A 13,141-nucleotide genomic window follows, 5' to 3' on the forward strand; every position below is an offset into this window, starting at 1 on the left:
CACTTGGCGCCCCCGCTGTGCGCCACTCGCCGCGCGCGGCGGGTATGTCCCACCCACGGGCGAAGCGATACCCTGGGGAACGTGAAGAACAATCGTCGGAACTCCCCAGCCCAACCCCGCAAACGTCTGCTCACCCCCGCCAACGTGCTGAAAAGCGCGCTCGGAATTGGGGCGGTCGGCGCGGCGGTCGCTGCGGCGTCATATAAAGAAACCTTAAAGTTCCAGCTACACGAGGTAACAGTGCCGCTGCTTGAGCCCGGCACGCTACCCGACGATTGGGATAGCTTTCGGCTGCTGCACGTCAGCGACCTGCACATGCTAGACAAGCAGAAGCAGAAGCAGGAATGGGTCGCCGCGCTGGACCGCCTGGACCCGGACCTGGTGGTCAACACAGGCGATAACCTCGGCGAGGAAGACGGCGTGCCGGGAGTACTCCGCGCGCTCGGGCCGCTGCTGGAACGCCCCGGAGTGTTCGTGTTCGGCAGCAACGACTACTTCGCGCCGCGCCCAGTGAACCCCTTCATCTACCTGCTGGGCAAGAAACGCAAGCCCTCCCAGGTGCAGCTGCCATGGAAGGGGCTGCGCGCGGCCTTCATCGAGCGCGGCTGGCACGACGCCTCGAACGCCACCGTCGAGTTCGCCATCGACCCCGCCGCGACTGGTTCGCTGACCAGCCCAGAGAAGATCAAGCTGGCTATCGCGGGCGTGGATGACCCTCACCACGATCTGGACGATTACTCGCGGATCGCAGGGCGCCCTAATAGTGACGCCGACCTGACCATCGGGCTGAGCCACTCCCCCGAACCGCGCGTTCTGGACCGCTTCGCCGCCGATGGATACCAACTGGTGCTGAGCGGTCACACGCACGGCGGGCAGCTGTGCCTGCCGGGTGGGGGCGCCATCGTGACGAACTGCGGCATTGACAGGAGCCGGGCGCGCGGGCTTTCCCGTTGGACCGAACGTATGTGGTTGCACGTGACCAACGGGCTGGGCAGCTCTAAGTACGTTCCTTTCCGTATTTTCTGCCGTCCGTCGGCGACGTTGATCCACATTGTGGAGAAGTCGGCGGAGTAGCTGGGTAGTCCTGACTGGTTCCCGCGAGGGCTACGGGATTGCTGGGGCACCAAAAGGCCCGATACGCTGCCATTTTGAAAAATGCCCCCTGTGCGGGCTATAGTAATTCGAGTTGCAGCCGCTGGCTTTGCACAGTTCGCAAAACTAACGTGCCGCTCCAGACCGGGATATGGCGCAGCTTGGTAGCGCACCTCGTTCGGGACGAGGGGGTCGCAGGTTCAAATCCTGTTATCCCGACCATTAGAACCCGCTGGCACCGAAACGGTGCTGGCGGGCTTCGTCGTTGTCGGGAACCTGGGAACCCCGGCGGGCCGCAGCCAGCACCCCACCCAGCGCTCAACCCAGCAAATCCCCTGCACATGCGGGCGCCAGGCCTGGCGCCCTGAACAGCCCTAAGTGGCGCCTGATAAACTGTGACCGTCGTATAACTATTCCGATCACGTCGCGTCGTGATGGACCGGAATTATTTTGCCGGCACCCCAGTGGATCACTTGAATAACTTTGACACCTTCAGGCCTCATTGGGCCCGCGATCTAGTTCGGCTCAGCACGACCTTCTGATGTCGGAGCTCAGCACGGCTCCGCGAGGTCGTCGCTTTGCGACGGCACCGTGATGTCGTACGTGGTTATTCAGTGAATATTCAAGGTGATCGAACAACTATAGAAACATTGGGGTGTTGAACCAACGTGGCTCTCCTTGCCATCCCCGTCACCGTCGCGGTGGCGCTCATCCTCGTTCCCTTGCTGGTCAAAACGCTTGATCGAAACGCTGGCTGGCCGTTAGGTCTGACCTTCCTGGGACTCGCAGGATATGTGATCAAGCACGCCGACCCGATACTTAACGGAGAGACAGCCACCTGGTCCGTCACCTGGATCAAAGGCTTCCTCACCGGCGCGAGCGGTGGAGCGGGTGCAGCCGGTGCAGGAGGCACAGCAGGCGCAGCCAGCGAAGGCAGCCTAGACCTGGCCCTGAAGATGGATTCCCTGGGGCTGTTCTTCACCCTCCTGGCGCTGCTCATCGGCGCGGTCGTTTTCATCTACTCCGCCGCTTACCTGCACAAGGGCGACAAGATCATGAGCTTCTACGTGCTCATGACCTCTTTCATGCTGGCAGTCCTTCTGCTGGTTCTGGCGGACGACGTTGCTCTGCTGTTCATCGGCTGGGAGCTGGTATCCCTGGCGTCGTTCTTCCTCATCGCCCGCTCGGGCTCCGGCGGCGAGGCCGGTTCCATCCGCACCCTCTTGCTGACCTTCATCGGTGGCCTGTTCCTGCTGGCGGCCCTGGCCATTGGCGTGATCACCACGGGCACCACCAACCTTTCGGCCATGCTGCACTCCCCCGCCTGGGAGGGCCAGGACGTGCGCCTGGCCATCGTCGCGGTTCTTATCGCCTTGGCCGCGTTCTCGAAGGCCGCGCAGATCCCCTTCCACTTCTGGCTGCCGGAGGCTATGGCCGCGGACACCCCGGTTTCCGCCTTCCTGCACGCCGCCGCTGTGGTCAAGGCTGGCGTGTACCTGTTGCTGCGCTTCTCCGGCCTGTTCGAGGGTGTGATGGCCTGGCACGTCCTGCTGATCGTCATTGGCATGACCACCGCCATCATGGGCGCCGTGTTCGCCATCCAGAAGACGGATCTGAAGAAGCTTACGGCCTACTCCACGGTCTCCCAGCTGGGCTGGATCGTCGCCACCATTGGTGTGGGCACTCCTTTTGCCATCAGTGCCGCGCTGGTTCACACGGCCGCCCACGCGCTGTTCAAGTCCTCGCTGTTCATGATCGCCGGCGTAGTTGACCACCAGGCCGGGTCGCGAGACATTCGTCGTCTCGGCCCGCTGTGGCGCCAGATGCCCTTTACTTTTGTGTCCGCTGTGATCGCGGCGGCGTCAATGGCTGCGATTCCACCGACCTTCGGCTTTGTATCGAAGGAAGGCATGCTCACCGCCTTCGAAGAAGCACCGTTTAGCAACGCCGGCGTAGTTACCCTGCTGGTAGCAGCGGGTATCGGCGCGCTAGCCACTTTCGTGTACTCCGCCCGTTATGTCTTCGGCGCATTCATCGACGGCCCGAAGGATGTCTCGCACGTCAAGGAGGCCCCGGCGAACCTGTGGATTCCCGCGGTGCTGCCGGGCGTGCTTTCCCTGCCGGGGGTCGCGTTCCTGGGCCTCTTCGACGAGACTCTCGACCAGGTCGTCGATGCCACGGGTCTGGGCCACGCTCACACACACTTGGCGCTCTGGCACGGCCTGACGGTAGCGCTCTGGATCTCTCTCGCGGTGCTGGTCGCGGGCGTCATTGTTGTTATTTATCGACGCCCCCTGCTCCAGCCGCTCGAGGGCAAGCGTCTCGGGGTGGCAACGGGCGCGGAGATGATCTCCGCATTCATCGAACGCTCGACCAAGGTGGGCCGCGCGTTTGGCCGCCTGGCGAACTCTGTGAACCCCAACCGGCACGTGGTGTGGATCTTCGCCTCGCTGATTGTGCTGGCGGGCTTCTCCCTGCTGGGGCCGGGTCGCCTGGAGGGGCTGGCGGATCTGCCGCCGCGTGTCGAGGGGATCGACAGCATCGTGGACCTCGTTGGCCTGGTGATTATCGGCTTGAGTGTGCTCGTGATGATTGGTACTCGCTCGCGCCTGGCTTCCGTGGTGCTGGTCGGTGTGGTCGGCGTGGGCGTTTCCTGGGTCATGCTGACACTAGGCGCACCGGACGTGGCCACCACCCAGTTGTTGGTCGAGTTCTGCGTGGTCGTCATCATGATGCTGGTGATCCGCCACCAGCCGCGCCTGTACCTGCGCGAAGGCGCAAACCGTACCCGCTTCGCCACAGTTCTGGCGGTGCTGGTCGGTGTGATTACCTTCCTGGGCGTGTGGCTGCTTATCGGCCGTCACGAGAAGCCCGCGATCGCGCAATGGTACTTGGAGAACACCCCGGAGATCTCCGGCGGCAACAACGTGGTCGCGGTCATCCTGGTGGAGTTCCGTGCCTTCGATACCTTGGGCGAGCTGACGGTGCTGGGCATGGCGGGCATCGTCATCGCCGCGCTGATCAAGTCCATCCCCCGCTCCCCGGTTCCGGGCTACGGTCCGGGTTCCACCGCGGAGCTGTTCCGCGCCCCGGGTTCCACCCGCTTCCCGGATGTGCACAAGGTTCCGGAGCTGGCGCCGTTCTACTCCAAGTACCTGCGCTCCACGCACCTGAACTCCATTAACTCGCGGATGACGATGTACCCGCTGATCCCGATTCTGGCGCTGCTGTCCGCCGCCACGTTCTGGCGCGGCCACCAGTCCCCCGGCGGCGGCTTCGTCGCCGCCCTGATCGCGGCCTGCGGCATCTTCATGTACTACCTGGCGCAGGCTCGGGCCAAGAAGATGTTCACCGACCAGGTGGCCTACACCTTCGTCGGCGCGGGCATAGCGATGGCGCTGATCACCGGCCTGATCGGCTACTTCAAGGATGGCTTCCTATCCCCAATCCACGCCGAGATTTTGGGCCAGCACGTGTCCACCTCGCTGATCTTCGACGGCGGCGTGTACCTGGCAGTGCTCGGCCTGATCGTCATCGTCATCAACCAGATGGGCGGCCGCGAGCGTCCGGGTACTGACCCGGCAACGCTGAAGTCTAAGTTCCGCGCCCAGACTGCCACTCAGAAGATGGGCTTGAACTCCAAGGGCAAGCGCCCCACTCCCATTGAGGGCAAGGCGGATCCCGCCAAGAAGCCATCGCCTGTGGCTGTGACTGTCGGCGGCAGCAACATCCCGCTCAACCCCTCCCAGGTCTCCGCTGCTGCGAAGGCTGCGGAGGAGGCCCATCGGGCCGAGCGCGAGGCGGCCCGCGCGCCGGTGAAGAACCTCAAGGATGGATCTGAGGCCAAGGCTGTGGAGCCTGATGGCCTCACAAAGAAAGAACAGGACGAGAAGAAGGGAGAGAACCAGTGATCATCGCAGCTATCATCGCCATCCTGATGGGCGGCGGCGTGTACCTGGTGATGCAGCGCGGAATGCTGCGCATCATCATGGGCATCACGCTGATGAGCCACGCGGTTAACCTCCTGATCCTCGCTGCGGGCATCGGCGCGTGGCGCATGGATCCGCTGATGGATCGCGCGACCCCCGAGCAGGCAGCCGACCCGCTACCCCAGGCGTTCGTGCTGACGGCAATCGTGATCTCCATGGCCTCCACCGCCGTGATGCTGGCCATGGCCGCGCTCGGCCGCGACGACGACACGTTCGGCAGCGACGACGTAGAGACCGCCTCCCGCCGCCTGCGCACCCTGCAGACGATGGGCTGGAAGAACTACGAGGAAGCCAAGGCCCACGGCGGAGTGGTCAAAGAGCACGAAGATAAGAAGCTCGGTGCGAACGACTACACGGAGGTCCACTCCACCGCCGATGAGGACGGCCCAGACGAAGCCGCGGCCAGCACCACCGGCAAGGAACGTAAGGACGAACAGAAGGGAGCGCAGAAGTAATGACCGAAGGTTCCCTCCTCAGTCTGTTTATCGCCATCCCGTTGCTGGCTGCGGCCGCTGCCGCGATGGCTCCGTGGATGAGCCTCCGCCGCGCGCTGGGCCTGCTGGTGCCGGCATTCGGCATCGTCGGCGGCGTCTGGGTCCTGGTGAAGGTCAACGAGCCGAACACGGTGCTGGTCGATAACGTCGGCGGGTTCGTCGGCGGTATCTCCATCCCGCTGGCCGCCGACAATCTGGCGGGCATTATGATCCTGACGACCTCCGTTGTCGCCCTGATCTCCAACTGGTTCGCCGACGTCGTCGGCGAGACGCGCACCCGCTTCTACCCCGCCCTCACGCTCATGTTGATCGGCGGCGTATGGGGTGCGCTGCTGACCGCGGACTTGTTCAACCTGTTCGTGTTCATCGAGGTCATGCTGATGCCCTCCTTCGGCCTGCTGGCGATGACCGGCACGTGGGCTCGCCTGGCGGCGGGCAGGATGTTCATCATCGTGAACCTGGTGACCTCCCTAGTGCTGCTGAGTGGCGTGGTACTGGTCTACGCCGTGGTGGGCACCACCAACCTCGCCGCCCTGGCGGGGGCAGCCGGACCCCGCGGCACCGAGTTTGCCGAAGGAGTCTTCGGCAACCAGTGGCAGCTAGTGATCCCGCTGGGCGTGGTTCTGCTGGCGCTGGCCGTGAAGGCGGGCGTGGCGCCGGTCCACACCTGGCTGCCCCGCGCCTACCCTTCCACCTCCCCGGCCGTGATGGCGCTGTTCTCCGGCCTGCACACCAAGGTCGGCATCTACGCGATTTTCCGCGTGTACCTGACCATCTTCGAGGGCGACCCCACCTGGTCCTGGGCCATCCTGGTGATCGTGGTGCTGGGCATGCTGATCGGTGGTTTCGCCGGCCTGGGCGAAACCACGATGCGCAGCGTGATCGCCTACCAGATGGTCAACGGCATCCCGTTCATCCTGATCAGCCTCGCATTCCTCAGCCACGATGCGCGCCTGATGATCAGCGCCGGGCTGTTCTACATGCTGCACCACATGATCGTCGCCGGGGCCCTCATTATGGCCTCCGGTGCGATCGAGGAGACCTACGGTTCCGGCCGCGTGCGCAAGCTCTCCGGTCTCATGCGCCGCGACCGCTTCGTCGCAGTCGTCTTCGCAGCTGGTGCGCTGGCAATCGTCGGCCTGCCGCCGTTCTCCGGCCTGTGGGGCAAGCTGGCTCTAGTCTTCGGCGTGGCCCAGGACGGCACGTGGAAAACCTGGCTGGTCATCGGCGCAATCATCGTCTCCTCCATCGGCGCCTTGGTTTCCATGATCTACGTGTGGCGCGAGGTGTTCTGGGGGCGCCAGATGAACGCCAACGAGGCCGACCCGGAGCTGCGCGTACCGCGCCGTTACGTGTGGCCGTCGGCAGTCATGATGCTGATCTCCGTGGGCATGTTCATCGGCGCCGGGCCGATCTTCCAGCAGGTCAACAAGGCCGCCGATAATCTGACCGACACGACCGCTTATGTCGAGGCAGTCCTCGGCGATCCGGATGAAGCCGTCGGCGCGGTCCTGCCGCCCGGGCCGAGCGGATTGGATAACGTCGACACCGAAGCCAATGCCGCCGCCAGCGCCAAAGCCAACGTAAAGACCGACAAGGAGCAGCAGGCTCAGGACGGGAAGGGCCACTAAGCCATGGCAAAGTTCAATATTGTCCAAGCAGTGAAGTCCACCGGCCACGCGCTGAAGTACGCCGCCTGGCTGACCGGGCAGATCATCAAGGAGTCGGTCGTCATGGCGACCGATACCCTCGGCACCGGCCGCAACATCGCGCCGGTGGTGATCTACTACCCGCTGCGCGTGACCAGCGAGCGGGACATCGCAGCCCTCATCGCCTCGATCACCATGACCCCCGGAACGCTCTCCCTAGGCGTAACCGGCCCGAAGGAGGTCGACTACGACGCAGCCGCCGGCGAGCGCAGCACTAAGGATGCCTTCGCTGTGGCCCGCTCGGAGTTCAACACCCACGGCCTGGACCACGTCCAGCGCTTCCTCGCGGTACACGCCATGTACGGCGCGGACCCGGAAGAATTGCTGGCCAGCCTGGCGGACATGGAGGAGCACCTCGCCCCGTCGGTGAAGGATAAGCCGCTGCACTTCGATGTGCAGTACCTGGTGGAGAAGGGCCGCCCAGGCCCACGTGGCTTCCGCGGTTCGCGCGGTGGCCGCGCATCCGACGAGACGGTCTTCGACGTGGAGAAGGTGGATTCCACTCCGCACGCCGCCGCGTTCGTCGCCGCGATCCTGCAGTCCGACGAGGAGGAGAAGAACCCCTCCGACGTGCGCGACATGGATCGCAAGGAGCGCTACGAGATCGCCCGCCGAAACGCCGAGCGCGCCAAAGCCCGGATCTCCAATGCAACCCCCGATATTGATACTTTCCGCGGGGACAACCTGGGGGCGTCCAAACCCGACCAGGAAGGCCGCACCAAACCGGGAGAGACCTTGTACGACCCGTTGTATCCGAAGAACAACCCGAAGGAAGGCAAGTAGATGGAGCCCAGGGACCTACTAAATATCCTGGTGGGCATCGCCGCCGCCATTGTTGTTGTCGCGCTGTTTACGGTGCTGTGGCGCGCTGTTTCTACGCATAATGACGCCCGCCGCGCCGTCCTTTCCGACATGGTGTTTATGGCGATGGCAGGCCTGTTTTTGTGTTATTCGATCTTCCACCGCACGGCGATCACCTATGAGGTCGCACTGTTCGCCGGCCTGTTCGGCGCGCTGTCGACGATCGCTTATGCCCGCATCATTTCTCGAGGGAGGCGCTAAATGTCCACAACTGTCCTCGCCGCCGCCGGCGAAATGGTCGAGTTCAGCGAGCCGGGTTGGCTCGGCGCGATTACCGCGGGTGTGCTCGCCATTCTCGGTGCGATCTTCATCTTTGTTTCTGCCCGCGCGATGTACCTTGCTCCGGACGCCCTCAGTCAGGTCAACATGGTCGGTCCAGCTGTCGGCGTGGGGCTTCCCCTGCTGATCAGCGCCAACTTGGTTTACTCCTGGTCGACGGAAGGGTTTGTGCTGGGCGAGTTGATCCGCGCGATCGTCGCCATCACTGCGCTGCTGGTGATCGGCGCCGTCGGTTCATACGTGATGGGCCGCGCGCTGCATGCGACGCACTGGGACCACACCGTGCCGCTGTCCGGTGGTCAGCGGGCGAAGGAGCCCAAGTAGCGCCTGCGGGCGCAACTTCAAGACCAGTAGCGCCAATAGAAAACGAGTCCGCCCCCACTTCCTTGGTGGGGGCGGACTCGTTTTTGCTTTTGCGGGGGCGGAACTAGCCGACGACGGCGACGGCCTCAACGTCGATCTCGCCACGCATGGCCTTGGAATAGGGGCAGAATGCGTGGGCGTCTGCGACCAGCTCGTCGGCCTTGGCCTGGTCCACGCCGAAGACGGTGGCGGTGATCTTCGCGGACAGGCGGAAGCCCTCCGAAACCTTGTTCAGGGTGGTCTCGACGGCGACCTCCGGGGACTGGCTCATATCCACGCCAGCCTCCTTGATGGTCTTCTGCAGGGCGCCGTTGAAGCAGGCGGCCCAGCCTGCGGAGACCAGCTGCTCCGGGTTCGTGCCCTCGCCGGAGCCGCCCATTGCCTTCGGCGGGCGAACGTCCAGGTCGATCTGGCGGTCGTCGGTGGCTACGTGGCCGTCGCGGCCGCCGCCGGTAGAAAGTGCCTTTGCTGTGTACAGTGCCTCGCTCATGAGTGAACCAATCCTTTCGCCAAAACTGTCGTTGGTTGTCGTTAATTGCTGTTTGCCTCTTTGCGGCGCCCAGCCTACGTGAACCGGAGGGCGCCGCGCTGCGGCCAGTGGCGGCTACTTGCCGGTGAAGATTTCCTTCACCCGGTCGCGCAGGTTCTCGTCGACCTTGCCCCAGTAGGTCCAGCACTGTTCGGCCACCTGGTCAGACACACCGTCCATCGCGCCCGCGATGTTGTTTGCCAGGCGTTCCCGGGCGGCGTCATCCAGAACCTCGCGCACAAGCTGGCCCGCCTGGATGAAGTCATCGTCCTCCGGGTGGCGGACGTAAGCCCCGCGGGTTAGGTCGGTGCCGTGCAGGTCGTCGTACAGGCCCAGCTCCTCCGCGGCGGTCACGGCGGATTCCTGGCCACGGCCGAAGCCGTACTGGGACTCACCGGCGGCCACGCCCTGCTCGACGGCACCGGAGCCGTCGTTGACGTCGTTTACGCCCTCGCCGCGCTCGAAGCGGTTCGGGGAGTACACCGGGGTGCCGGCCGGCGGGAACTCCTGGTTACCCGCGCCGTCCTTGGCGGTGTAGTAGTTCTTCTCCGCCACCACGGAACGGTTGGAAGGCAGTTGGTGGAAGTTCACGCCCAGGCGGTAACGCTGGGTGTCGGCGTAGGCGAAGGCGCGTGCCAGCAGCATCTTGTCCGGGGAAAGGCCAATGCCCGGCACCAGGTTCGACGGTGCGAAAGCGGCCTGCTCGATCTGGGCGAAGAAGTTCTGCGGGTTCTCGTTCAGCGTGAAGTGGCCGACCGGGATCAGCGGGTAATCCTTCTGCGACCAGGTCTTCGTCAGGTCAAACGGGTTCCAGCGGTAATCCTCCGCCTCGGCGACCGGCATGATCTGCACCTTCACATCCCACGTCGGGTAGTCGCCGCGTTCGATGGCGTCATGAAGATCCTGGCGGGAGGAATCGAAGTTGCCCGAAGCTATGACCTTGGCGGCCTCGTCGTCGGTGTAGAAGTCCCAGCCCTGGCGGGTCTTGAAGTGGTACTTCACCCAGAAACGCTCGCCGGCGGCGTTGATCCACTGGTAGGTGTGGGAGCCGAAGCCGTCCATGTGGCGGAAGTCCGTCGGGATGCCGCGGTCGCCCATCAGGTAGGTCACCTGGTGCGCGGTCTCCGGGGAGCGGGTCCAGAAATCCCACTGCATGTCCGCGGAGCGCAGGCCGGAATCCGCCAGGCGCTTCTGGGAACGGATGAAGTCCGGAAACTTAATACCGTCGCGCAAGAAGAACACCGGGGTGTTGTTACCCACGATGTCGTAGTTGCCCTGCTGGGTGTAGAACTTCAGCGAGAATCCGCGCACGTCGCGCACCGCATCGGGGAAGCCCTGCTCGCCCGCGACGGTGGAGAAGCGGGCCAGCATCGGGGTCACGCGCCCTGGCTGGAACAGGTCCGCCTTGGTGTACTTGGAGACATCCTCGGTGATGGTCAGTTCACCAAAGGCACCGGAGCCCTTGGCGTGCACGTTGCGCTCCGGGATGCGCTCGCGGTTGAAGTGCGCGTGCTTTTCCACCAGGTGCACGTCGGAAAGCAGCAGCGGACCCTGCTGGCCCACGGTCGCGGAGTGCTCCTCGGTGCTGACCGGGGAACCGTTCACGTTCGTCGACGCCCCGGAGTAGGGGCATACGCCGCGGGAGGCGACGTCCTTTGCTGTGGTGATTGGGTCGTTATTGGTGCCGTCATTATTCGTAGCAGTCATGGGTACCTCCAGATACCTTATAGCTTTGGCTATGTAATCCACCTTGCCAGAATTTCCGCACCCGCGTGTTAGGCTTTGTCCATGACCAGCCAGGTGACCAGCAGTCAGGCGCACGATGCCGCTGTGACCGGCCTCGCCCTGCGCGCCGCTAGCGGCGACCGCCAGGCGCTGACCGAATTCATTTCCGCCACGCACGACGACGTGTGGCGTCTGCTGGCTCACCTGGCCGATACTGACCGCGCGGACGACCTTACGCAGGAGACCTACCTGCGTGTTTTGAGCGCCCTGCCGCGCTTCGCCGCCCGCTCCACGGCACGCACCTGGATCCTCTCCCTCGCCCGCCGCGTGTGGGTCGATAGCGTACGCCACGACATGGCCCGCCCCCGCAGTTCCGCCACGGAAATTGAGGACGCCACCAGCGCCACCCCCGCCGCCGAAACCACTGGCGGGCAAAGCTGGGCCGAGTGGGTGGACACTCGCGCCCTCATCGACCAGCTGGAGGCGGAACGCCGCGAGGCTCTGATCCTCACGCAGGTGCTGGGCTACACCTACGCCGAGGCCGCGAAGATCGCCAACGTCCGCGTGGGCACGATCCGCTCCCGCGTTGCCCGCGCCCGCGCCGACCTGGTTGAAATGGCTGGCGAGGGACGAGGTGGCGTCACCAAGAAAGAAAAGAACAAGCGCCGCTTCGGCGTAGCCTAACCCGGGTACAGCCACGCGACGCGGCGCGTTTAAGGAACGGCGGGGCCAACGGGCTAGGCTGGTTCACATGAGCACGAGCGCTAAAACCCCCGCTATCGCCCCCGATTCCGCCCTCCTGCTGCTATCTTTTGGCGGCCCGGAGAAGGCCGAGGATGTGGTGCCTTTCCTGGAGAACGTCACGCGCGGCCGCGGCATCCCCCGCAAGCGTTTGGAGAAGGTGGGCGAGCACTACTTTGCGCTCGGCGGCCGCTCCCCCATCAACGACCAAAATAAGCAGCTGATCCGCAACATCGAGGCTGAGCTGGCCCGGCGCGACATCGACCTGCCCGTGTACTTCGGCAACCGCAACTGGGAGCCCTATGTGGAGGACGCACTGCAGCAGATGTCCCGCGATGGCATTCGCCACGTGTATGTCTTCGCCACCAGCGCGTGGGGCGGTTACTCGGGTTGCTCGCAGTACCAGGAGGACCTGCGCCGCGCCATCGCGGCGTGCGAGGAGGCCGGCCTGGAGGCCCCGAAGGTGGAGCGCCTGCCGCAGTTCCACCGCCACCCAACGTTCATCGCAGAGTTCGCCCAGGCCGTGGATGAGGCCCGCGAGCAGCTGCGCGCCGAGCACGGCGAGGAGACCGCGGCGCAGGCCGACCTGGTTTTCACCGCGCACTCGGTGCCGACGGTGGCGGATAAGGCGGCGGGCCCGCACAAGTTCGGCGGGAATCTGTACTCCCAGCAGGTGCTGGATGCCTCGCGTTTGATCCAGCAGGCCAGCAGCTTCGCTAACACCCCTGGTAGTGGTGCGGATTACGGCTGGACTGGCCGGCTGGCCCGCCACGAGAACGTCGGCGGCCGTGGGGATGGGCCCGCGCACACGGGTGAGACTGTGGGTGTGGATGTCGGCGCTGGCACCGACCTGGACGTCGAGCTGGTGTGGCAGTCGCGCTCGGGTTCGCCGCATGTGCCGTGGCTGGAGCCGGACGTGTGCGACCACATCGAGGCGCGTGCGGAGTCCGGCAATAAGCGCGCAATTGTGCTGTGCCCGGTCGGCTTCATCACCGATCACATGGAGGTCAAGTGGGATCTGGATACGGAGGCCCGCGATGCCGCCGCGGAGGCGGGCATTCCCTTCGTGCGTGTTGCCACCCCGGGTTTGACCGCCGGTTTCGCGGGGATGGTGGTTGATCTTGTTGTTGGTGGTGACGCCCCCAGCGCCAACCTCTCCGAAGATCAGCAGGCCGCGCGCGATTTGGCGGCGAAGGTAGTCGGCGAGCTGGCGACGGTTCCGGACTTCGGCCGCACGTTCAACGGTACGCCATGTGCACCGGGGTGCTGCGGTAGCGAGGCCTAGCGGCCGGGGCGCTAAGACCCGGCGACCCGGCGCAGCGCTAGACACCGCGCCCGCCGCTTGGCCCGGGCGCGGTG

At 64.7% G+C, this 13,141-nt stretch carries 11 protein-coding genes and 1 tRNA gene; 10 read left to right on the top strand and 2 right to left on the bottom strand.

Features of this window, described 5'->3' with window-relative positions; genetic code table 11:
• The first annotated feature begins 165 nt into the window (after positions 1 to 165).
• The 8 genes from QKE30_RS09355 to QKE30_RS09390 all read left to right on the top strand — a co-directional run bounded on the left by QKE30_RS09355 (position 166) and on the right by QKE30_RS09390 (position 8,748).
• Complete coding sequence (locus QKE30_RS09355; RefSeq protein ID WP_239202557.1) at positions 166 to 1,074, top strand: metallophosphoesterase; 909 nt, start codon at positions 166 to 168, stop codon at positions 1,072 to 1,074.
• Positions 1,075 to 1,237: 163 nt separating this feature from the next.
• Positions 1,238 to 1,314 (top strand) — tRNA-Pro (locus tag QKE30_RS09360).
• Positions 1,315 to 1,760: 446 nt separating this feature from the next.
• Entirely contained in the window at positions 1,761 to 5,003 is a 3,243-nt protein-coding gene (locus QKE30_RS09365) for a DUF4040 family protein (protein ID WP_239202555.1), read from the top strand.
• On the top strand, positions 5,000 to 5,536 hold the full coding sequence (locus tag QKE30_RS09370) for a cation:proton antiporter subunit C (protein WP_239202553.1): 537 nt from the start codon (positions 5,000 to 5,002) through the stop codon (positions 5,534 to 5,536). Before QKE30_RS09365 ends, QKE30_RS09370 begins: the two co-directional genes overlap by 4 nt.
• Positions 5,536 to 7,206: a monovalent cation/H+ antiporter subunit D family protein gene (locus tag QKE30_RS09375; protein WP_239202551.1), complete on the top strand. Its 1,671-nt coding sequence runs from the start codon at positions 5,536 to 5,538 to the stop codon at positions 7,204 to 7,206. Before QKE30_RS09370 ends, QKE30_RS09375 begins: the two co-directional genes overlap by 1 nt.
• Before the next feature lie 3 nt (positions 7,207 to 7,209).
• Positions 7,210 to 8,067: a Na+/H+ antiporter subunit E gene (locus QKE30_RS09380; protein ID WP_239202549.1), complete on the top strand. Its 858-nt coding sequence runs from the start codon at positions 7,210 to 7,212 to the stop codon at positions 8,065 to 8,067.
• Positions 8,068 to 8,346 (top strand): monovalent cation/H+ antiporter complex subunit F, encoded by a 279-nt coding sequence (locus QKE30_RS09385; protein ID WP_011274270.1) that lies wholly within the window; start codon positions 8,068 to 8,070, stop codon positions 8,344 to 8,346.
• Positions 8,347 to 8,748 (top strand): Na+/H+ antiporter subunit G, encoded by a 402-nt coding sequence (locus QKE30_RS09390; protein WP_071057576.1) that lies wholly within the window; start codon positions 8,347 to 8,349, stop codon positions 8,746 to 8,748.
• Positions 8,749 to 8,851: 103 nt separating this feature from the next.
• Here the strand turns inward: QKE30_RS09390 and QKE30_RS09395 are convergent, their stop codons facing one another.
• Both QKE30_RS09395 and QKE30_RS09400 read right to left on the bottom strand, forming a co-directional pair.
• On the bottom strand, positions 8,852 to 9,277 hold the full coding sequence (locus QKE30_RS09395; protein ID WP_297666768.1) for an organic hydroperoxide resistance protein: 426 nt from the start codon (positions 9,275 to 9,277) through the stop codon (positions 8,852 to 8,854).
• Between the two features lie 114 nt (positions 9,278 to 9,391).
• The gene (locus tag QKE30_RS09400) at positions 9,392 to 11,023 is read right to left on the bottom strand and encodes a catalase (protein ID WP_347934656.1); all 1,632 of its coding nucleotides are present in this window, start codon (positions 11,021 to 11,023) and stop codon (positions 9,392 to 9,394) included.
• An 81-nt stretch (positions 11,024 to 11,104) separates the two neighbouring features.
• Between QKE30_RS09400 and QKE30_RS09405 the strand changes: the two genes are divergently transcribed.
• Together QKE30_RS09405 and QKE30_RS09410 are read left to right on the top strand one after the other, a co-directional pair.
• Positions 11,105 to 11,725, top strand: a complete 621-nt coding sequence (locus QKE30_RS09405) for an RNA polymerase sigma factor (RefSeq protein ID WP_347934657.1) — start codon at positions 11,105 to 11,107, stop codon at positions 11,723 to 11,725.
• A 67-nt stretch (positions 11,726 to 11,792) separates the two neighbouring features.
• Positions 11,793 to 13,067 (top strand): ferrochelatase, encoded by a 1,275-nt coding sequence (locus QKE30_RS09410; protein WP_347934658.1) that lies wholly within the window; start codon positions 11,793 to 11,795, stop codon positions 13,065 to 13,067.
• Positions 13,068 to 13,141: the final 74 nt, after the last annotated feature.

This window comes from Corynebacterium sp. c24Ua_83 (genome assembly GCF_039907245.1).
In the GTDB taxonomy this organism is placed as follows: domain Bacteria; phylum Actinomycetota; class Actinomycetes; order Mycobacteriales; family Mycobacteriaceae; genus Corynebacterium.